Source organism: Bernardetia sp. Wsw4-3y2 (assembly GCF_037126295.1).
Taxonomy (GTDB): Bacteria; Bacteroidota; Bacteroidia; order Cytophagales; family Bernardetiaceae; genus Bernardetia.
Window position 1 is genome coordinate 80,815 of record NZ_CP147017.1, and the last position, 23,256, is coordinate 104,070.

Below are 23,256 nucleotides of genomic sequence, written 5' to 3' on the forward strand. Positions count from 1 at the left end.
GCGTGTTCCAAGAAGATTTAATTATAAGAGATGAAAAGTTTGAAGTCGATCAAATAGGTAGATACAAACTTTGTTTTGCCCTTACGCCTACACAATGTCGTTTAGTGGTTTTTGATACAAAATCAGATCGTTGCCTGTGTTACGAACGATATACATCTGATTTTTATTTAGAAACCGATGAGCAGTTTTTAGAAGCCTTTAGCAGTTTGGTAGATACACATAGTTTTGCTTCGGCTGGATACTGGCAGAAAATTACACTTATGATGGGAGGACAAGAATTTACCTTTGTTCCAGATGAATATTTCAGAACAGAATATGCCCTTTCTTATTTGCGTTTCAATACTACTTTGGATACCTCAAAAACGTATGTACAGTTTAGTGAGCATCAGCTTGCCTCTACAAATTGTCTTTTTTCGATGCCCAAAACAGTTTCAGATTGGATAGAAGAAAAATATCCTCATCAAAAAACAGGAATTACGTATGTGCATCAAACGGCTGCTTTTTTGGAAGGACTTTTATTACAAGAAAATAAAGCGAATCAAGTTCATGCACTTATAGAAGGAAATCAACTTTTTGTAGCTGTTTTAGAGGAACAAAGTTTACTTTTCTTAAATCGTTTTGAGTTTAAAAATGCTGAAGAAGTTGCTTATTTTATTTTAGCTGTAAGTGATGATATAAAAATAAACTCTCAAAAACTAGAAGTTGTTCTTTATGGACAAAGTAATAAAGAAGGAAAGATTTTTCAGCTTTTAGATAGATACGCCTATGTAAAGTTTGCTGAGCGTCCTGCACATCTTAGTTTTGGGTATCAATTTGATCAACTAGAAAGTCACGAAGATTTTGATTTGTTTAGTTTGTATTATGTCAAAACGGTTTAGACAGTTTACTTTTAAATAAAAAACATGCGTAAAGAATTAATAGAGTTAGTTTTCAAAGTTGCTAAAGAAAAGAATGCTTTTGAGCAGTTAGAAAATTATGTAGCTACTATTAGCAAGAAAAAACTAATTGAAAATATTATTGATGTTGGAATATTACCAGAAATGTTTGACCATGATAGTTCAGAAGAGAAAATTTGGGCTAAACTTTCAGATATTTTCTTGGCTCAATCACTCAATTATTTAGGAGTAAAATCTGAAGTTTTGGGTGCAAGAGGAAATTCGGCTGATGTTTTAGGAAGAACTAAAGAGTATACATTAGTAGCAGATGCAAAAACATTTAGATTAAGTAGAACTGCCAAAAATCAAAAAGATTTTAAAGTGAATGCTTTAGATACTTGGCGACAAACAAATAACTATGCTTTATTAGTTGCTCCTTTGGCTCAATATCCAAGCCGAAAAAGCCAAATATATTCTCAAGCTGTTTCTAAAAATGTAACCTTACTTTCATATACTCATTTACATTTTTTACTTGATTTTTCTAATCAAAAATCTTTAAAGTCTGTCTTAGAAACAGGAAAAAGACTTTCTGAAAATTCTGATTTGAAACTTCAAGATGCTATTCAGTACTGGGAATTTATTGATAGAACTATCGCTAATTCAGTAAATCAACCTATTGAAAAAATAAAACAGTATAGAAATTTAGAAATCCAAAAAACTAAACAAATTGGATTAGAAGGAATTAATTATTGGAATGAGAAAATAAAATCTTTTCAAAATTTATCAAAAGAAGATGCGATAAAATTATTAATCAAGTCTGAAAAAATAGAGAATAAAATTAAAACAATACAAAAAACTATTAATATAGAAGGTATTTAATTATGAATAAAGATTATCTAAATACAATTACAAATGGGGATTGTATAGAACATTTAAAGCATTTAGAAACTGAAAGTATAGATTTGTTTCTTTCGGATATTCCGTATGGAATAAATTTAGATGAATGGGACGTTTTACATAAAAATACAAATTCGGCACTTTTAGGAGAGTCGCCAGCACAAAAAGGAAAAACAGGATTTAAACGTAGAGGAAAACCAATAAACGGTTGGAGTTCAGCAGACAGAAATAGTGGAAAAGAATATCAAGAATGGTGTGAAAGCTGGTCATCACTTATTTTCCCCATTATGAAAGAAGGGGCATCAGTTTTTGTTTTTGGTGCAAGAAGAACATTACACCGAGCTATAAATGCCTTTGAAGATAGTGGTTTTTTATTGAAAGATGTTTTGGCTTGGAAAAAGCCTTCAGCTCATCATAGAGCGCAACGTCTTTCAGGAATTTTGGAGAAACGTGGTTTAAAAGAAGATGCAGAAAAATGGAAAGGGTGGCGTTTGGGAAATCTTGCGCCTATTTATGAACCTATTGCGTGGTTTTTTAAGCCTTATAAAATTACAATTACAGATAATATTCTAAAAAATGACGTCGGAGCTTTAAATATTGCAGAATGCAAAATAAATGGAACAAGTCCGACAAATTTGTTAGAATTTGGCTTTGAGTCTGTTTACGATGAAAATAAATTTCATGAAGCACAAAAACCTGTTGCTTTACTAGAGTTTTTGATAACACTTACAACGACAGAAAATCAAATTGTTCTTGACCCTTTTATGGGAAGTGGAACAACAGCAGTAGCAGCCAAAAAATTAAATAGAAACTTTATTGGTTTTGAAATCGATAAAAATTATACTTTATTAGCAAATCAAAGAATAGAAAATGTAATTCAGAAAAATGATACAAAAGCCTATTCGACCAAAAAAATAGAAAACGGAAATCTGAATTTATTTTATAAATCATAATTAAAAAGATAAATCAAAAAAGAAATATACCAGAAATTATGGCAAAATTTGAAGTAACCAACATCTCATCAACAGAAGACAGCTTTTTTGACCGTCAAGAAAGAATAGATTGGTGGGAACAAGATAAACTAAAAAATGCTACTGTTTTGGTAGTGGGTGCTGGTGCAATCGGTAACGAAACACTCAAAAATTTGGCTCTTTTAGGAGTTGGAAATATTCTGATTACCGATTTTGATGATATTTCAAAGTCTAATTTAAGTCGAACAGTTTTATTCAGAAAAGGAGACCAAGGAAAACGAAAAGCACAAACAGCAGCTGAAAGAATTAAAGACATGGCTCTTTCAGATGATTTTAAAGTAAATTATTTTGAGGGTGATGTTGTTTGGGAACTTGGAACTGGCGTTTATAGACACGTAGATATAGTTTTGGGTTGTTTGGATAATATCGAAACCAGAATTGCTGTAAACAAACAATGTTATTTGGCAGGCACGCCTTGGATTGATGCAGGAATTTATGAATTAGGTTTGAGAATTAATTTTTATAAACCTCCTCATGCGCCTTGTTATCAGTGTAGTTTGTCACCCAATCAATGGCAGGCTGCTAGAGAGCGTTATTCGTGTGATGATTTTAAAAAACAAGTAGTTAGTGAAGGAAAAATCCCTACAGTTCAGATTGCCTCTGCTTTGGTGGGTGCGTTGCAAGTGCAGGAAGCGATAAAATTCCTTTGTGGACAAGAAGTTCCTGTCGGAAAACAAATCTATTATCAAGGAAAAACAAATGATTTTGATGTTTTTGATATGCCAGATAATCCAGATTGTTGGGCGCATCAAGCGAGTTATGATGAAATTATTTCTTTAGATTTGAATACAGATATTTTACTTAAAGATTTCTTAAAAGAAATTTCTAAACCAGAAAATTCAGGCGAAGGAGCAACATTAGATTTTAGAGGAGATAGAACATTTGTAAAGAATATGTCGTGCCGAACTTGCCAAAAACAAATTGAATTTTACCGTCCTTCTTTCCGTATTTTTGATTACGAAAGTCATTGCGAAGAGTGTAGAAGTGAAGGAAAAAATGAAGAAGACAAACAAACTCCTGCACCAAAACAAACTATTGGACAGTTCAATTTAGAAACAACAGAAGAAAGACTACTTAATTTTTCACTAACAGAACTAGGTGTTCCTATTTTGCATGTCGTGGCAGTTCAAGATACAGAAGGAAAACATAAATATTATGAGCTGACTGGAGATAAAAAGAAGTTATTTAGTTAGTAATAAAAACAAATTGAGAATTCAGATTTCAGAAATTAGAATTAATAAAACTAAATGTATTTTCATTCTCTTTATTCTCTGTGGTTAAAATGTATTTCAAAAGTATTTGTATTCTCATTCTCTATGTTTCTCTGTAAAGTCTGGGTTAAAAAAAGTATTTTTCAATTCCTATTATCTAATTCCCATTCCCTAAAAGAAATTTGAAAACTATCTTCATAGGTGCTGGAAATGTAGCTTGGCATTTAGCTTCGTTATTTTCTAAAAAACAAGACATAAAAATCACTCATATTTGGAGTAGAAACAAAGAAAATGCAGAATCATTAAAGCAAAAACTGACAGAAATAGATAATCTGAATAAAGATATAGAAATTAGTCATTCTGTTCAACAATTAGACTTTTCTAAAATAGATGCAGATTTAGCTATTTTGTCTATTGCAGATGGAGCTTTTGAAAGTGTTTTATCAAAACTTATTCTTCCAAAGAACTGTATTTTGGTGCATACTTCGGGAGCGCAACCGATGGAAATGCTAAAACTAGCTAATCAAAATGTGTTAGGAGAAAAAATAGAAAAAATTGGCGTTTTTTATCCTTTACAGACTTTTAGCAAGGCAAAAGAAGTTGATTTTAGTTCTATTCCATTTTGTATAGAAGCAAATGAGAAAGAAATTGAAGAAAAACTTACAAATTTAGCCAAACAGTTTTCAACAAAAGTATTTCAAGTTTCTTCAAAAGATAGAAGTATTTTGCATGTTGCTGCTGTCTTTGCATGTAATTTTTCTAATTATTTGTGGACAATCAGCGAGCAGATTTTGAAAGAAAAAAATCTTCCCTTTGATATGTTAAAACCTCTCTTGGAGGAAACACTTCAAAAAGCATTAGAAATAAATCCTTCCAATGCTCAAACAGGTCCTGCTGTTAGAAAGGACGAAAAGGTAATTGAAAAGCATTTAGAAATGCTCAAAACAATGAATAAGGAAATGAATTTGGATGATAATTTTACTCAAATTTATAAACTCATGACAGAGAGTATTCAAGAAAAAAATGTATGACAGACTTCCCAGTCTGTTTTATAAAAATTCTTTTTTATCTTTACAAAATGAAATTTTATTTTGTAGATACAAACGAGAAAGTTACTGCTGCTTGGGAAAAAGTGTTCCAAGATGTAGAAAATGTAATAGTTAAGAACGATTCGATTTTTAATTATCCCTCTGATGTTATTGTGAGTCCAGCGAATAGTTTTGGATTTATGAATGGAGGAATTGATTTTGCTATTTCTAAGAATTTGGGTTGGCATATTGAAAAAAGACTTCAAAAAATAATTAGAGAAAAATATTTTGGAGAACTATTAGTTGGTCAAGCTGAAATTATTCCCACAGACCATACCGATTTTCCTTATTTGATTTCTGCTCCAACTATGCGAACTCCCATGACAATTCATAGAAGTCCGAACGTATATTTAAGTATGAAGGCAATTTTGACACTTCTTAAGTATGGAAAATTTGAAAATGGAGAGCTTATAAAAGATAGAATCAAAACGGTTGCTCTTTCAGGCTTGGGAACTGGTGTTGGACAAGTCCCAGCATTGCTTTGTGCTAGAAGTATGCGAATAGCTTGGGAGGATGTAATGAATGAAAAATTCAAAACTGAAAAAGGATGGGAAGAATTACGCTCAAATTATGCGTACTTTTTTACACACCACGACAGAGATATAACTTACAATATTCCTTAATTTTATTTTATAAAAATGGTCATTATAGACGGAAAATCTGGACAACTTGCCAATCGAATTTTTTCTTTTGCTTTTTTTATAGCCAATGTAATCGAATATAGATACACACTTTATAATCCCAATTTTGATGAATATGAAGAGTATTTTCCTGCTGTAGCTCAAAATAAATTTCTAAATTATTCTATCAAAACTCGTCTTTCAGAAAATGAATCTATCGATAAATTTTTGCGACAAAATTTAGAACGTTTACGTTATCGTTTGCCCAAAATTGATAAAAATAAAAGATGGATAGAAACACTAAATATTTCAGATTATGATAAAGACGAACGGAAATATGATTTGAATAGTCAAGAGTTTTTAGAAAAAACAAAGAAAATTCTTTTCGTGCAGGGGTGGAATTTTAGAGATTATCAAAACTTTGAAAAACATGCGAATAAACTTCGAACCATTTTTACACCTCAACAAGAACATATAGATAATGTCAATAAATTAATAGAAAAAAGAAGACAGGACACTGATATTTTGGTAGGTGTACATATACGAAGAGGCGATTATAAAGATTTTTTTGGAGGGAAATATTATTTTGAATGGGAAGAATATGCTAATTTTTTAGTTCAGATTAAAGCAGAGGTAGAGAATGATGTTAGAAATCTAAATCAAAAAGTTCGTTTTTTACTTTGTTCGAATGATAAAATTGAAACAAAGCCTTTTAAAGAACAAAATTTAGATATTTGTTTTTCTACCAATCATTTCTTAGAAGATATGTATTGTTTAGCTGCCTGTGATTATATTTTAGGTGTGCCGAGTTCGTATTCTATGTGGGCTTCTTTTTATGGAAAAACACCTTTACGAATTTTGGATAAAAAAGGAACACAAATTTCATTACAAGATTTTAGTCCTATCAAAACAATAGATCATTTTGAAAATGGTAAAATCTTCAAACATACCCTCTAATAATTTTATAAATTGAAAAAATCACCCTTAAAGATAGTTGTTTTTTTACAGTAATTGAGTATATTGGTAATAGATAAATACGTAAATAAAAATGCTTATCAAAAACAGATTTATAAATGTTTCATGAAGAATCTGTAACTAAATTGTGAATAGAAAGGTACTTTATTGTAAATTATTTTTCTATAAAACAAAAAAATAGGCTTGTTTTCTAAAAGTTTTGTGCTAACTTTATTATATAGAATTAGAAAATTAAAGTTTTAACTAGCACGAAATAATCAAATATAGTAGAAAACAAAAGATTAGATGAATGTAATTCAAGCAGAATTATAAACTCTCTAAACAACTTCGTATTAATACTATTTCACAAGTCGTACCCTATCTTACAAAAGGTTTTAAAATGGTAGAGCAAAAAATAAATCTCAAAAAAACACTAAAAGAAGTTTTTGGATATAATCAATTTAGAGGAAATCAAGAAACAATTATTCAAAACCTTCTTGATGGCAAAAATACATTTGTAATTATGCCCACAGGAGCAGGAAAATCACTTTGTTACCAACTTCCTGCTATTGTAAGGGAGGGAACAGCAATCGTAATTTCGCCTTTGATAGCTCTTATGAAAAATCAAGTTGATCAGCTCAATGCTGTCGGAATCAATGCTTCTTTTCTCAACTCCACGCTCTCAAAATCAGAAAGTAATAAAGTCAAAAAATCAGTACTGGCAGGAAATACAAAACTGCTTTATGTTGCTCCTGAATCTCTTACCAAGCCAGAAAATTTAGATTTTTTATCTAAAGCAAATCTTTCTTTTATTGCTATTGATGAAGCTCACTGTATTTCGGAATGGGGACACGATTTTCGTCCAGAATATCGTCGTATCCGTTTCATTGTAGATTCACTTGGAAATTTGCCTATTATTGCGCTTACAGCAACAGCAACACCAAAGGTACAACAAGACATTCAAAAGAATCTTCACATGGAAGATGCAAATGTCTTCAAAACTTCATTTAATCGTCAGAATTTATATTATGAAGTTCGTCCAAAGAAAAATGTAAAAAAACAGCTAATAAAATATTTAAAAGGAAAAAAAGGACAATCAGGTATCATTTATTGTTTGAGTAGAAAAAAGGTAGAAGAAATTCACGAATTTTTGAAAGTCAATGATATAAAATCACGTCCTTATCATGCAGGGTTGGATTCTAGTATCCGAATGCAAAATCAAGATGCTTTCCTAAATGAAGAAGTAGACATAATTGTTGCTACTATTGCCTTCGGAATGGGAATTGACAAGCCAGATGTTCGTTGTGTAATTCATTATGATGCACCAAAGTCTTTAGAAGGCTATTATCAAGAAACAGGAAGAGCAGGAAGAGATGGATTAAATGCTGACTGTATTATGTTTTATAGTCCAGAAGATATTCATAAATTAGAAAAATTCAATAAAGACAAACCAGTTACAGAACGAGACAATGCACGTCACTTGTTACAAGAAATGATGGATTATGCTACTTCTGGAGTTTGTAGAAGAAGACAATTACTTCATTATTTTGGAGAAAATGTAGATAAAGATGGAGGTTTTAATGACAATACAGACAAACCAAAACCAAAATTTGAAGCTAATGAACACACAGAGTGGGTTTTGAAAGCTGTCAAAGAAACAGAAGAACGTTTTACGATTAGTCATATCGCTGATGTATTGATAGGAAAAGAAACTGACTATGTCAAAAGTTATAGTCATAATAAAGTAAGTGTTTTTGGTAATGGAAAAGATCAAACTGTTCAATATTGGCGTTCTGTAATTCGTCAAGTTTTATTATTTAATTATCTCAACAAAGATTTTGACAATCATGGTGTTGTAAAATTAAATGATAAAGGAAGAAAATTTTTGGAAAATCCAAAGGCGCATAAAGTAATGCTGACAGAAGATCACGACTTTAGTAAAATCACAGCAGAAGACGAAGAAAAAGATATTGGAGGAACAACAGTAGACAGAGGACATGACCCTGTTTTATTTGATTTACTTAAAAAATTACGTAAAAAATTAGCAAAAGAAAAAGGGTTTCCTCCTTATGTAATCTTTCAAGATCCTTCTTTGGAAGAAATGGCAACTGTTTATCCTACCACCAATGACGAACTAGCACAAATAAATGGTGTTGGGATGGCAAAGGTAGATAAGTTTGGTAAAGTATTTTTAGATGCCATCAACAAATATGTGGAGGAGAATGATATTGAAACCGATGCAGAAGTATTAGTAAAACAAACGGCTAATAAATCAAAAGTCAAAATTTTTATCATTCAACAGATTGATAGAATGATTGACTTAGAAGAAATTGCTGATGCAAAAGGAATAAAAGTAAGTGATTTGATTTCTGAAATAGAACATATTTGTTATTCAGGAACAAAACTTAACCTTGACTATTATATTGATAAAATAATGGATTATGATCGTCAGGATGAAATCTATGATTATTTTATGAATGCTGAAACAGATAGTATTCAAGATGCTTTAGATGAATTTGAAGAAGATGAATATGGAGAAGATGAATTACGACTGATGCGTATTAAGTTTTTATCAGAATATGCGATGTAAAATAACATCTGAAATTTTATAAAAATTGATTATATATCAAAAATACAACTGAAAAAAGCTATCCAAAAAATATGGATAGCTTTTTTTTATGTTTAAATTAAGCTAGTTAAGACCTTGTTCTTGTCTAATTTCTAATTCCAACCACCACCTAAGGCACGATATACATTTACAATGGCATTCATTTGTTGCATTTTAGTATTTATAAGTTCTACTTTTGCTTCCAAAACATCACGTTGAGTCAGTAAAACTTCCATATAATCGGCTCTTGTAGCTTGAAAAAGATCATTTGAAATTGTAGTTGCCTGATTAAGAGCTTCTACTTGTTGAGTTTCCAAATCATATTTTTGTTGTAAATTATCGATATAAGATAACTGATTTGTAACTTCTAAATAACCGTTCAAAATCGTTCTTTCATAATCATAAATAGCTTGAATTTGCTTTGAATTGGCAGTCAAATAATTTGCTTTAATGGCATTTCTATTGATAAGAGGCGCAGCCAAATCTCCAGCCAATGAATATAAAATAGATTCAGGAGCTTTTACTAAGAATGTAGGATTGAAAGCACGCAGTCCCAAACCAGCCGTAAGACGCAAAGAAGGATAAAAATTAGCTTTTGCTACAGCAATATCTAGTTTTGTAGCTGCCAATTTCAATTCTGCCTGTTTAATATCTGGACGATTGCTCAAAAGTTGTGAAGGAATTCCTGCCGAAATTGTATTTGGAACAGAAGCCATAAAATCAGTAGAATTTCTTTCAATTGGTTGAGGATAACGACCTAATAAAAAATTAATTTTATTTTCTGTAACCGTAATATCTTGAAGAATATCAAACTGCAAACTTTTTGTATTTAAAAGCTGAGCTTCAAAACGCTTGACTGCCAGCTCGGTAACCTTACCAGCTTGTTTTTGAAGGCGAACAATTCGTAATGCGTTCGTTTGAATTTCAATATTTTTATTGATGATATCTAACTGATTATCCAAAGCTAAAAGTTCGTAATACGAATTAGCAATTTCTGCAATAATATTAGTTACTAAGAAATTTCTACCTTCAATAGAAGATAAATAATTGAGATAAGCTGATTTTTTAGCATTTCTAAGTTTCTTCCAAATATCGACTTCCCAACTTGCATATGCTCCTATCATATAATCTTGTAAAGGGTCAGGTGTCTTTCTGCCATCTTCAATTTCACTCATCGCATCGCTTGCTCCTTTACTGGTATAACGACTAGGTTTTTCAACTCCTGCACCTGTAGCAATATCTACAAAAGGTAGATATTCTCCTTTTCTAATTCTTACTTCATTATTTGCAATCTGAATTTCTTGAAGTGTAATATTTAATTCTTGATTATTTTTGAGTGCTGTATCAATTAGAGCAACTAAATTTTCATCATTAAAATACTGCTTCCAATTCATTTTAGCCGAATTAGTAGAGTCAGTTTGATTTGTATAATTAGTAGGCGTTTGTGGATTTGCATTTTTATTTACCAACGTAGGAACAGAACAAGCCGTAACAAACGAAGAAATAAATAGAAAGACCAAATAATTATAGAGTTTGTATTTTTTTATTTTGAACATGATTTTTTTATGTTTTTATTTTTTGGATAAAATATGTTATATTTTTTTGGTTCAAGCGTCGACGCTTGAACCAAAAAAAGAATAAATTATAAAACATGAGGATTATCCATGGCATGTTTATCTTCTGTCAAAGGCGTTTCATCTTCTCCTTTAATAAGGTGTTTGCCTTCTGCTATTGTTCCAAAAATATAATATAATCCTGGAACGATAATTACTCCGAAGACAGTACCGAAAAGCATACCCCCAAGTGCAGAAGCACCAATGGTTTTGTTACCAATTGCACCAGCACCATGAGCTAAAATAAGAGGAATAAGACCTGCAATAAAGGCAAAAGAAGTCATCAAAATAGGTCTGAAACGTACTTTTGCTCCTTCAATGGCAGCTTCCAATACAGTAAACCCTTGCTGTTGCTTTTGTACGGCAAATTCCACAATCAAAACGGCATTCTTACCCAAGAGTCCGACTAGCATAACCAATCCTACTTGTGCATAAATATCATTGGCTAGTCCCATTGATTTTACAAGTAAAAACGACCCAAAGACTCCAGCAGGAAGTGAGAAAATAACAGCTAATGGAATAATGAAACTCTCATATTGTGCTGCTAAAACAAAATAAACAAAAACCAAAACAACGATAAAAACATAAATAGCTTCGTTTCCACGTCTTGCTTCATCATAAGAAAGAGCTGCCCAGTCAATATCAAAACCATTTGGTAATGATTTGGCTTCTTCTCGTATGGCATCAATAGCCTCTCCACTACTATATCCTTTTGCTGGCACACCACTAAAACCTGATGAAGTGTACATATTATAACGGTTGATTTCGTTTGCTCCCTGTGTTTTATGAATTTTCATAAAAGCAGACATCGGAACCATTTCACCTACATCATTTTTTACCCACAAATTCAAAACATCTTCTGGTAGTTTTCTAAATTCTGGCGAAGCCTGTACAAATACTTTAAAGAAACGTTGGTATTTGATAAAACCTTGTTCATACGTACTACCTACAAAAACAGAAAGTGTATTCATAGCATTTCCAATAGAAACGCCTTTTTGCATAGCTAATTGATTATCAATTTCGATTTCGTATTGTGGATAATTGGCACTGTAAAATGTAAACACACCTGATAGTTCTTTGCGTTTTTCTAGTCTTTCCATAAAATCATTTGTTACTTTTTCAAGTAATTCATAATCTCCTGTATTTGCTTTATCCAAAAGTTGAAGTGCAAAACCACCTGCTGCACCATACCCTGGAACGGCTGGAGGGTCAAAAAATTCAATCGTTGCCCCTGGTATGGCTGTCGATAGTTCTTCTAATTCGTGAATAACTTCAGTAACAGTATGGTGTCTTTCCGACCACGGTTTTAAGTTAATTAGACAAGTTGCAGCATTTGAGCCACGTCCTTCTGTCAAAACTTCATACCCTGCAATTGTAGAAACAGATTGAATTGCATCTACTTCTTTCATGAGTTCTTGTAACTGACGTGCAATATCATTAGTACGCTCCAAAGTAGAACCTGGAGGTGTTTGGATAATGGCATAAACCATTCCTTGGTCTTCACTAGGAATAAATCCAGAAGGTAAGTTTGTTGCAATTCCGTAAATACCACCAGCAAAAGCAATCCACAAAATAGCCGTAACTAATCTTCTATGAGCAATTCTTTTCAATAGACCTACATATACATTAGTCAATTTTTCAAAACCTCTGTTAAAGCCATCCAAACCTCTATTTAGCCATGTTCTCTTGCGTTTTTTGCCGTGATTATTTTTCAAAATCATAGCACACAAAACTGGTGTAAGTGTAAGGGCTACAAGTCCAGAAAGTACAATTGAACTTGCCATGGTAATAGAAAACTGTCTATAAAATACTCCCACAGGACCCGTCATGAATGCAATAGGAACAAATACAGCCGTCATAAGTAGCGTAATGGCGATAACTGCACCACTAATTTCTTTCAACACTTTTTGTACAGCTACGTAAGGGGAACAATTTTCCTCTTCCATTTTGGCATGAACGGCTTCCACCACGACAATGGCATCATCGACAACAATACCAATAGCCAAAACAAGTGCAAATAGGGTAATCATGTTGATGGTCAGACCAAAAAGTTGCATAAAAATAAATGCACCAATAAGTGAAATAGGCACAGCCAAAGTAGGAATAAGCGTCGAACGCCAGTCGCCCAAAAATATAAATACTACCAATGCCACCAAAATAAAAGCATCTCTAAGCGTATGAACTACGTTTTCAGTAGAAGCATCTAAGAAACTAGAAACGTCATAACTAATTTCGTATTCCATTCCAGGTGGAAATGTTTTTTTGAGTTCTTCTAATTGAATTTTCACGTCTTCAATAACTGCACTTGCGTTACTTCCGTATGTTTGCTTCAACACAATTGCAGCCGAAGGATAACCATTAATATTAGAATAAATATCGTAATATTCACTTCCTAAGGCTACTGTAGCAATATCTTTTAATCGCAAAATTTCGCCCTCAGAATTGGCTTTTATTATCACATCGCCATATTCTTTTTCATCATTGAGCCTATCTGAATACGCCAAAACATATTCAAGAGCTTCTGCACGCTGACCATCTCCACGACCAATACGACCAGCTTTACCAATAACACTTTGTTCTTCAAGAGCTTTCATTACTTCATCTGGCGAAATTTTATAAGCTCTCATGCGTTCAGGATTTAACCAAATACGCATTGCATACTGACGGCTACCTAATATCCTTGCTTGACCAATACCGTTAATACGTTGCAATTCAGGCAACATATTTACACCTGCAAAGTTGAAAAGAAATTTCATGTTTGCATTTTTGTCTGTACTGTAAAGGTTTACGTACATCAACATACTCGGCATCATTGGTGTAATAATTACACCTTCACGCTGAACAAGCTCAGGAAGTCGGTTTCTGACTTGCTCTACACGGTTAGAAATTTGAACTAAGGCTTGATTGGGATCGCTTCCTGGTTCGAAAACAATTTGAATATTTGCTTCCCCTGCGCTAGTTGCATCAGATTTCATATAACGCATTCCCCAAGCACCATTAATGGCTTGTTCTAAAGGAATGATAACTGATTCGGTTAGCGTTTTGGCACTTGCCCCAGGGTAAGAAGCCGAAACCATTACCATTGGAGGTGCAATAGATGGAAATTGAGAAGTTGGGAGGGTATAAATGGACATTACACCCAAGAATATAATTACTAACGACAATACTATAGCTAGTACAGGTCGTTTTAAGAATTGTTCGAACATGGTAATTGGAATTTGAAAAATGAATGATTTAAGAAGCAATTACGAATTACGAATTAAAAATTACGAACATGATATATTCATAATGAACAGTTTAGGATTTAAAACTGCTTCCTTTATTTAATTCTATTCCTAATGCGATATTTTTTGATAAGAGTTTGTAAAATCGTTTAAATTATAAATCACTTATTACAAGATTACATTCGTAATTCGTAATTCGTAATTTATAATTGTTTATTTTACTCTACATAGACCTCTAAAGTGTCTAGCACTTCTTTAGGGTCTTTGTATTCAAATGCTATCTTATCATTATTCCTCACTTTTCGAATTCCTTCAAGTAGGATTTTTTCGTCTTCTTTCAAACCTGCCTGAACGACATATAAATCTGGAAGTTCTCCAGCCACTACAATTTCTCTTTGATGTACTACATTTTCTTTATCTACTACAAAGACATATTTTTTCTCTAAAATCTCAAATGTTGCTTTTTGTGGAATAATAATAGCGTTTTTGAAAGGAACAGTCATTTGAACATTTCCTGTTTCTCCATGTCTTAAAAGACCATTTGGATTTGGAAAAGTAGCTCTAAAAGCAATATTTCCAGTTTCATTATTAAAATCAGCTTCTATTGCCTTTACATAACCTACTTCACTAAATAGCTTATTGTTTGCCATTAATAGATTTACTTTCATCAAACTATCCTTTTTCTCATTGGCTTTGTATTCTAAATATTCGTATTCAGGAACATTAAAATATACCCACATAGTGCTATTGTCTGAAAGTGTAGTCAGTAATTCGCCTTCCTCTAAAAGACTTCCTTGTCTTACTTGCAGCCTGTCCATGATACCACTAAAAGGCGCACTAATTTTTGTAAAGCCCAAGTGCACTTTGGTAAGCGATAACTCAGCTTTTGCTTTGTCTAGTTTTGCTTTTGCAAGTGCTAATTCATTGGGAGAAACGATAGAACTATCAGCCAACTTTTTAGTGTTTTTATATTCAATTTCTACAAAATCTACTTCAGCTTGAGCTTTTTGAGTTTCAGCTTCATAGAGCATTGGCATAATTTGGAACATGGCTTGTCCTTCATTTATTTTCTGTCCCTCATCAACATACGTATTTTGTAGATAGCCTCTTTCTAAAGCTCTAAGCTCAATATGTCGTATAGCGTGGATTTGACAAACATAATTTTTGATAACTGAAGTATCCATTTTGATAGGATTTGTAACCAAAAAAGTTACTTCTTCTTCTTCTTTTTCGTGGTGGGACTCACAGCTTGTATAAAGCAAAATTAAGCACAAGCTCATAAGTCCAAGTAATATCTTGTTCATGATTATTTCTTTAATAAATATTAATTTAGATACCTTAAAATAGTATAAACAGCAAAACATATAAACAACTACTTGACAATCAAATATTTGTATAAAAAATATTGATTCTAGTACGTGCAAAAAGTATAGATAAAGCTGAGATACAGAGATAGGTTATTTCAAAAATTTGAAAAACCTAAAATGAGGAAAGACAAGGCATCATAACCTGAACACTTGGAACAGAATATAACATTTATGAAATAAGAAATAATTGAGGTTTTCGCTTACATAAAGATAGTTTCTATTATAATTATAGAATCTAGCGAATAGAGGAGTATTAAAAATAGAAGCAAAAGTAAAACTACCTTGTGAAGATATTTCTAAAGAATGTAGTTTGTCTTCTTTTTCTTTCTCTTCTTTTTCAAAAAAACGAAATTTAAAGCGTTTACTTTTCTTTTTACCACTAGGAAATGAATCTGCTTCTAGTATAGGAATAACATACTGATTATCAAAATCAGCATCTAGCGATTCACTGGTATTTTCAATAGTAGAAAAAAACTTTTCTAAAGATGTCTTTTCGTTTGCTTGATTTGTATGGGCATACAAAAAACCATTTCCGTTTAACAGGAAAAGGTAGAGTAGCACAAACGATATTTTGAAAAGCTGTTTCATTGTGTCGCAAATGTATGTAGAATTATTAATTGTACAAACAAATTTCAGACTATTTTTTACAAAAAAGGAGATTATTATCAAATAAAATCAGCCTATTAACGTAAAATCTAATTTTTTGTTTGAAAAATAATATACTATTTTTCAAACAGCAGAAAAACATTTTTTTTTAGTAGTTTTAGACTTCAAATAAAAAAAAATCCCTTTAAAAAAAATAAGAAATGCTCCTAAAAAACTCTATTATAACTGGATTTGCTTTCCTCATTATTTTATCATTTATTTCTTGCAAATCACCACAAGCAAACTATCAGAATACTGATACTTCAAATAATTCTGATTTAAAAACCACTTATTTAGCCTTAGGTGATTCTTATACAATAGGAGAAAGTGTAAAAATAAGAGAACGCTATCCTGTTCAACTTGCTGAAAAAATAGAATTTCTATCAAAGAATAATGAAAATGATAAAAGAATTTATTTTGAAGAACCTAAAATTATAGCTAAAACAGGCTGGACATGTGAGCAACTTCTGACAGCTATTCGTTTGGGAGAACAAAAAAATGAACTCAAACAAAAATATGATATAGTTTCTCTTCTAATTGGAGTAAATGACCAATATGACAAAGAAGACAGTCTAAAATATGAAGCACGTTTTGAAAAACTGTTGCAAAAAGCAATTAGTCTAGCTCAAAAAGATGCTTCTAAGGTTTTTGTAATTTCAATTCCTGATTATGGAATGACTGATTATGCAAAAAGCAAAAAAATGGACGAACAAAAGATAGCACAAGAAATTGATTATTATAACAAGATAAATAAACAAGTAGCATTGAAATATAAAGTTACTTATTTTGATATTACTCCTATTTCTAGAAAAGCAATTTCTGATAAAAATCTAATTGCAAATGATGGATTACATCCTTCAGCTCAAATGTATAAAGAATGGGTAGATCTTATGGCAGATGAAGTTTTGAAGATGTTAAAAAAGTAGGTTTGAAAAATAAAATACAAATTATATCAAACATTTTTTTGTTATGAGTGTTCTTATAATGTAATCTCCCTATTTACTAAAAATAAATTTATAAATCTGAAAATTACATTTTTTATTACAATATTTTAAATAATATTATTTTTTTATCTAAATTTTTAATTCATTATGAATACCGACAAAACAAGAGAATATCTTAAAGACATTGCAGAATTATGTATCGATGGCGTGCAAGGTTATAAAGACGCAGCCGAAAAAGTTGATACTCCTTATTTAACATCATTATTTACAACATTTGCTAAAGAACGTGAAGGTATTTTGAATGCCATAAATCAAGAATTAGCTACTTTAGGTGCGCCTGCTGTAACACGAGGTAGAACTGACGGAACAGCTTTGGGTTCTATTCACAAAGCGTGGTTAGATTTTAAAGCAGCTTTATCTTCTGACAACACAGAATCAATTTTAGAAGAATGTAAACGTGGTGAAAAATATATCTTGGACGAAATGGATGATGTTTTGAAAAACAAAACTGAAATGCCAATTTCATCTGTTCAAGTATTACAAGATGCTCGTTATACTATTTGGAAACGAATGGAAACTATCGAACATGCAGAAGAAGCAAATGACTAATTTGTTATTTAAAAAAAATTCAAAAATACTCTTACATTTATTTGTAAGAGTATTTTTTTTGAGGAGTATACTAAAAAGTAAGTGTAGTAATCATCTGTAAAAAATGAAAAAGTAAAAACTAGGAAATAAAACAAAGATAACAAACCACTCAGTAGATTACACTCTCTGATTATTCACTCAAAAGTTTCTCCACAAAATTAGTAGTTGATTCTACATAATTGTCATAATATTCTCCTGTTCCTTTTCCTGAAAAACCTGTATGTATTTTTCTTACTTTTCCTGTTTTATCAATGAAGATAGTTGTTGGAAAAGACATCACATGATTTAACATAGGCAATGTTTGTGCTGCAAACTGTTTATCTGCACGTCCAGCAAAAAGAATTTCATACTCTACATTCAAGCGTTTTTTCATTCTTTCCAAACGTTTTTTTGCATCTTCAAAATCTTCTGTTTGTTCGTAAGCAAGTCCAATTATTTCTAATCCTTTTGGATTATAAGTAGAATATAGTTCTGTTAAAAAATTGGTCTCATCCATACAATTCGGACACCAAGAACCTAAAAGTTGTACAATACGTACTTTTCCATCGTATTTTGGATTGTCTAAAGAAATAAGTGTTCCTTCTAAGTTTGGAAACTCAAAAGTAATTGTTTCATATCCTTCTTTCAGATAAGTAAGTGTGTCAGCTTTTGGAAGTGTAAAATTAGGGTTACGAGTAGCAACAAAATCTACAGGTTGTCCTTTTCCAGACCAAAACTTTCCTTTTAGTGTATTCTCGTTTTCTGCTTTTGCTACAAATAAAAATGCATGAGAACCATCAAAACAAGATAAATACAAAGAATCATTCGAAACGCTTCCAAAAAGATAGCGATAATCGCCTGTTGTTGTCAAAAATGTTCCTTTCAAATTTCCTTTTACATCTGCTGTTTCTATCTTTTCAAACACGCCTAAAGCTGCACTAGAATCTCCTTCTGATAAAAAATAAGTTTCCCATTTCCCACTCAAATCAAATTTTGCTGTTTGATTGGCTTCAAAACGAGTTTTTGTGTTTGGAGTAGCCGAAAAATCTAATGAACTAGCATTGGTAAAACTTCTACGATTCCATTTTCCAACTAATTTTTGATTGACTGCATTCCATTCTGCTACTATTTCGCCTTCAAAAATGTGCATCGGAATTGTAAATACATTTCCCTTTTTTACTACATTATCTAAGAGGATTTTTTCCTCACCATTAATAAGTGTAAAAGTGGGAATGGTATCGTTTTCATTTTCTGAATAGTTTACTTCAAAATTGAAAGGAAGGACTGCACCTTCTTGTTGTTGTAAGGTAGCTCGCCAAATTCCACTTGGAAGTTTCATATCGTTTTCTTTTTTAGAGTTACAACTACTGAAAATAAAAGTAGAAGTTAAAAATAGAATAATAGAAAATAGAGATAATATTTTTTTCATGGCTTGGTTATAATAAAAAATAGCAAAATAAAAATATAAAAACAGAGAACTGCCCTTTATGAAAAAGCAGTTCTACTTATTTTCTTATTACACATTCAGTTTTTAGGATAAAGAATGTATAAAATTTTGCACAAGTGTAAAAGTGTACAAGCAACAAATATCGTAAATTTTGAGATATAATTTGCCTATAATGCAAGTTTATACAAAAAACCATTACTTAAGATAGTTTTGGTAATTTCTATTTCGGAAGAGCTGACTTCTTCCACTTCATAAAATGTACAGCAATCTTCACTTTTTTCTCTTGTTTGATAAATAAAATCAAATTCTATAGAGTCATTTACGATTAATATATATTCTTTACTTTCGGTTTTCCAGCCCATTTGTTGGTCTACCAAAATAGTTTGTTTTTGTCCTTCTATTAACACCGAATCTAGTTGTGGTGTATAAAATTTGTTTTCTAAAACAGATTTTATTTTAATATCAGAAAGAGAATATGTTCCATTATCAATTAGATTTTGATTGGTTTCTTTATCTATAAGTTGAAAATAAAATGGCTCAGCTGGAGTAAAACAATCTGTATCAGTGCAGTTATCACAACTAGAAAGATTGAGTGCTAAAAGGAAAAGAAAACTAACTTTGACAGAAGTAAGTAAAAAATTGTATTTTTTCATAGTAAAATAATATAGTTAAATTAAAAATAGTTTATCACTTTACGAAGAATTAATATAAAATGTCGCACAACCTTATTATTTTCATAAAAAAAAGACCATTTTTCAAAAAATGAAAAATGGTCTTTGTAGTTATTTTATATTAGTCAAAGGCAAGTCTTTTGACCTACAAATAAATTCTTACTTCACATCAAAAGCCTCATCAACGATAGCTTGTTGTGTTTTGGCATGAACTTTTGAATAACCTGTTGCTGGAGAAGCACTTGCTTTTCTTGAAATAACATTCAATGTCGGACGTTTTTCTTCAATCCATTCTTTATAAAGCATACGCAAAACAAAAAGCCATGCTCCCATATTTTCAGGTTCTTCTTGTACCCAAACAACTTCTACTTTCTTACCATATTTATTAATTTCTTCATAAATACGCTTTTTAGGGAAAGGATGAAGCTGCTCTACTCGTACAATTGCAACATCTTTGCGTTCTTCTTTTTCTTGTCTGTCTAATAAATCATAATATACTTTACCAGAACAAAGAAGAACTCGTTTTACTTTTTTCTTATCTGCATACTCATCTCCATATACTTCTTCAAATTTTCCATCTGTAAAATCTTCAATTGGAGAAACTACTTTTGGATGTCTTAAAAGAGATTTTGGAGACATCAAAACACAAGGTTTACGGAAATCCCAAGCCATTTGACGACGCATCAAGTGGAAGAAATTTGCAGGTTTTGTTACATTAGCAACAATAATATTGTATTCTGCTGAAAGTTGCAAGAAACGTTCAGGACGAGCATTTGAGTGTTCAGGCCCTTGCCCTTCGTAACCGTGAGGAAGCAAAAGAACCAAACCAGTTGTACGTTGCCATTTTGTTTCACTACTCGTAATGAATTGGTCAATCATGATTTGCGCTCCGTTGGCAAAATCTCCAAACTGAGCTTCCCAAATTGTGAGAGCATTCGGATTTGCCATAGCATAACCAAACTCAAAACCTAAAACGCCATATTCAGAGAGAAGAGAATTATAAATATCAAAAGGAGGTAAATCTTCTCCATCTTTTCCTTCTAAGTGATTAAGATTGTTGTAAGTTTCGTTTGTTTCTGCATCGCTCAAAACAGCATGACGATGTGAAAACGTACCTCTACGAACATCTTGTCCTGTAAAACGGACAGTATGACCATCCAAAATAACAGAACCATACGCCAAAAGTTCGGCACTTGCCCAATCTAAAACTTTATCTTCAAAGAACATTCTATTTCTTTCAGAAAGTAATTTATCAATCTGTTTTAAAGGATTAAAACCTTCTGGAATAGTTGTAAGTGCTTTACCAACTTTATCAATATGTTCTTGTGTAATTGAAGTTTTTGGAGAAACATCAAAATCTTCTGCTTCAGAGCGACGCATGTTTTTCCAAACTTGTTCTAATTCTTGATATTCGTAAGGAAGTGGTTTTTGTCTAACATCATCTAAGCGTTCTTGCAGCATTTTTTTGAAAGATTTTTCCATGTCTTTCGCAAGTTTGCTAGTAATATCTCCTTCTTTTGTCAATTTTTCTATATATAATTTTCTAGGATTTGGATGTTTTCCTATCAAATTATATAAATGAGGTTGTGTAAATTTTGGTTCATCTGCTTCATTATGACCATAACGACGATAACAAACCATATCTACATACACATCTTTATGGAATTTCTGACGGTATTCAGTTGCTAATTTTACAGCAAAAACAACAGCTTCAGGATCATCCCCATTTACATGAATCTCAGGAGTTTCTGTAAGTTGTGAAATATCTGTACAATAGTTTGAAGAACGACCATCATAAAAATCTGTTGTAAAACCAACTTGATTATTGATTACAAAATGGATTGTTCCACCTACTGTATAGCCTTCTAATTCAGACATTTGAGCTACTTCATAGACAATTCCTTGTCCTGCAAGAGCTGCATCGCCATGAATAATAATTGGTAGAGCTTTCTTTTTATCTCTTCCATGCAAATAATCTAATTTTGCACGAGTATAACCCTGCACTACTGGTGCAACAGCTTCTAAGTGAGAAGGATTTGGAGCAAGACGTAAATACACTTTTTCTCCATTTGGAGTTTCTACTTGTGAAGAATAACCCATGTGATATTTCACATCGCCATCTCCCAAACCTAAAAGTTCGTCAGAAACATTTCCTTCAAATTCGTTAAATACTTGAGCATAGGTTTTGCCCATAATATTTACCAAAACATTGAGACGACCACGGTGAGCCATTCCAATTACTACTTCTTCTACTCCTAGTTTTGCTCCTTCATTGATAATAGCATCCAAAGCTGGAATAGTTGATTCTCCACCTTCTAAAGAGAAACGTTTTTGACCTAAATATTTAGTATGCAAAAAGTTTTCGAATACAGATGCTTCATTGAGTTTCTGTAAAATACGTTCTTTCTGTTGATGGTCTAATTTGAATTTTGGATAATCTACTTCTACTTTTTTTCTGAACCAATATTTTACATCAGGTTCACGGATAGACATAAACTCAAAACCAATTCCACTCTCATAAATCATTTTCAAACGATCAATGATTTCTTGAAGGGTTGCTTCCCCAATTCCAATTTCGTTTCCTGCTCTAAATTTTTTGCTTAAATCTGCTTCTGTAAAACCAAAATCTTCTAATTTCAAACGTGCATGTCGGTCTCTACGAGGACGAACTGGGTTTGTTTTGGCTTGCAAGTGTCCACGCAAACGATAACCATCAATTAGTTTTTTGACAGAAATTTCTTGTTTTAGTTTGTCTTCATCAAGACCAGCAGGAAGTGAGTCGGCAAAACTTTTTTGATTTACGGTTTCTGTACCAACAACATGTCCGTTTGAGCCATTTTTATTTGTTTTGGTAACTTCTCCTGTTTCAGTGTCATACTCTGACATTGAAAATTCAAAGCCTTCAAAAAATCGTTGCCAACTAGCATCTACCGAATTTGCATCTTTTTGATAATCTTGATACAATCCTTCGATATACGAGTTTTCGGCATTGGAAAGGTATGAGAGTTTGTCCATTTTTTTGGGTTATATTTATAAAAAAAGCATTTATTAGACACTCTTTTTCTAGTTTTTTACTAGTCTTATACTCTTGAATTTCTTATTGAATAAGAAATTATGAAATTTAGAACGAAATTACAATAAAGTGTTCTATTTTACAAAGAATTGAAAACCCATACTCATAAAAGAACAAAAAACCTGTAATTTTTTAGGTTACAATTTTATGAAAATCCATTTTTGAATTACTTCTTCTATAATAAACCCCAGAGTCTAACCGTATTATTTCGTGAGTTGAAAACTTAGAAAAACCCCAAACAGGTTCATTAAATTTTGAGTAAATAGTTCGTTTTTTAGTAATTAAGTTAAGAACAGAAACACATCTATTACCCATTTCAGCGATATAAAGTTTGTTTTCAACTCTATTAGAGCCTGTTCGA

The 23,256-nt window shown here is 31.8% G+C and carries 17 protein-coding genes; 10 read left to right on the forward strand and 7 right to left on the reverse strand.

Going from position 1 to position 23,256, the window contains the following annotated elements:
- The first annotated feature begins 2 nt into the window (after nt 1-2).
- The 8 genes from V9L05_RS00340 to recQ all read left to right on the forward strand — a co-directional run bounded on the left by V9L05_RS00340 (nt 3) and on the right by recQ (nt 9,266).
- Nucleotides 3-878 carry a DUF3822 family protein gene (locus tag V9L05_RS00340; RefSeq protein ID WP_338813920.1) on the forward strand — a complete coding sequence of 292 codons (876 nt, stop codon included), beginning with the start codon at nt 3-5 and terminating at the stop codon, nt 876-878.
- 24 nt (nt 879-902) lie between these two features.
- The gene (locus tag V9L05_RS00345; RefSeq protein WP_338813921.1) at nt 903-1,754 is read left to right on the forward strand and encodes a HindIII family type II restriction endonuclease; all 852 of its coding nucleotides are present in this window, start codon (nt 903-905) and stop codon (nt 1,752-1,754) included.
- 2 nt (nt 1,755-1,756) lie between these two features.
- On the forward strand, nt 1,757-2,725 hold the full coding sequence (locus tag V9L05_RS00350) for a site-specific DNA-methyltransferase (protein WP_338791400.1): 969 nt from the start codon (nt 1,757-1,759) through the stop codon (nt 2,723-2,725).
- A gap of 38 nt (nt 2,726-2,763) precedes the next feature.
- On the forward strand, nt 2,764-3,996 hold the full coding sequence (locus tag V9L05_RS00355; protein WP_338813922.1) for a ThiF family adenylyltransferase: 1,233 nt from the start codon (nt 2,764-2,766) through the stop codon (nt 3,994-3,996).
- Between the two features lie 200 nt (nt 3,997-4,196).
- Entirely contained in the window at nt 4,197-5,045 is an 849-nt protein-coding gene (locus V9L05_RS00360; RefSeq protein ID WP_338813923.1) for a Rossmann-like and DUF2520 domain-containing protein, read from the forward strand.
- Between the two features lie 47 nt (nt 5,046-5,092).
- Nucleotides 5,093-5,725 (forward strand): macro domain-containing protein, encoded by a 633-nt coding sequence (locus V9L05_RS00365; RefSeq protein ID WP_338813924.1) that lies wholly within the window; start codon nt 5,093-5,095, stop codon nt 5,723-5,725.
- A 15-nt stretch (nt 5,726-5,740) separates the two neighbouring features.
- Nucleotides 5,741-6,679 carry a hypothetical protein gene (locus V9L05_RS00370; RefSeq protein ID WP_338813925.1) on the forward strand — a complete coding sequence of 313 codons (939 nt, stop codon included), beginning with the start codon at nt 5,741-5,743 and terminating at the stop codon, nt 6,677-6,679.
- Between the two features lie 397 nt (nt 6,680-7,076).
- A complete protein-coding gene (gene recQ / locus V9L05_RS00375) occupies nt 7,077-9,266 on the forward strand; it encodes a DNA helicase RecQ (RefSeq protein ID WP_338813926.1) in 2,190 nt (729 codons plus the stop codon).
- 131 nt (nt 9,267-9,397) lie between these two features.
- Here the strand turns inward: recQ and V9L05_RS00380 are convergent, their stop codons facing one another.
- From V9L05_RS00380 to V9L05_RS00395, 4 genes are all read right to left on the reverse strand, one after another.
- A complete protein-coding gene (locus tag V9L05_RS00380; RefSeq protein WP_338813927.1) occupies nt 9,398-10,840 on the reverse strand; it encodes a TolC family protein in 1,443 nt (480 codons plus the stop codon).
- An 86-nt stretch (nt 10,841-10,926) separates the two neighbouring features.
- Complete coding sequence (locus tag V9L05_RS00385) at nt 10,927-14,103, reverse strand: efflux RND transporter permease subunit (protein WP_338791392.1); 3,177 nt, start codon at nt 14,101-14,103, stop codon at nt 10,927-10,929.
- 236 nt (nt 14,104-14,339) lie between these two features.
- Nucleotides 14,340-15,425, reverse strand: coding sequence for an efflux RND transporter periplasmic adaptor subunit (locus V9L05_RS00390; RefSeq protein WP_338813928.1), 1,086 nt, complete (start codon nt 15,423-15,425; stop codon nt 14,340-14,342).
- A 198-nt stretch (nt 15,426-15,623) separates the two neighbouring features.
- Nucleotides 15,624-16,076, reverse strand: a complete 453-nt coding sequence (locus tag V9L05_RS00395; RefSeq protein WP_338791390.1) for a hypothetical protein — start codon at nt 16,074-16,076, stop codon at nt 15,624-15,626.
- A 218-nt stretch (nt 16,077-16,294) separates the two neighbouring features.
- Between V9L05_RS00395 and V9L05_RS00400 the strand changes: the two genes are divergently transcribed.
- Nucleotides 16,295-17,059, forward strand: coding sequence for a GDSL-type esterase/lipase family protein (locus tag V9L05_RS00400; protein ID WP_338813929.1), 765 nt, complete (start codon nt 16,295-16,297; stop codon nt 17,057-17,059).
- Between the two features lie 165 nt (nt 17,060-17,224).
- Entirely contained in the window at nt 17,225-17,686 is a 462-nt protein-coding gene (locus V9L05_RS00405) for a PA2169 family four-helix-bundle protein (RefSeq protein WP_338791388.1), read from the forward strand.
- 169 nt (nt 17,687-17,855) lie between these two features.
- Here the strand turns inward: V9L05_RS00405 and V9L05_RS00410 are convergent, their stop codons facing one another.
- The 3 genes from V9L05_RS00410 to V9L05_RS00420 all read right to left on the reverse strand — a co-directional run bounded on the left by V9L05_RS00410 (nt 17,856) and on the right by V9L05_RS00420 (nt 22,837).
- Nucleotides 17,856-19,133 carry a TlpA disulfide reductase family protein gene (locus tag V9L05_RS00410; protein WP_338813930.1) on the reverse strand — a complete coding sequence of 426 codons (1,278 nt, stop codon included), beginning with the start codon at nt 19,131-19,133 and terminating at the stop codon, nt 17,856-17,858.
- 185 nt (nt 19,134-19,318) lie between these two features.
- Entirely contained in the window at nt 19,319-19,804 is a 486-nt protein-coding gene (locus V9L05_RS00415; protein ID WP_338813931.1) for a hypothetical protein, read from the reverse strand.
- Nucleotides 19,805-19,981: 177 nt separating this feature from the next.
- Complete coding sequence (locus tag V9L05_RS00420) at nt 19,982-22,837, reverse strand: 2-oxoglutarate dehydrogenase E1 component (RefSeq protein ID WP_338813932.1); 2,856 nt, start codon at nt 22,835-22,837, stop codon at nt 19,982-19,984.
- Between the last annotated feature and the right edge of the window lie 419 nt (nt 22,838-23,256).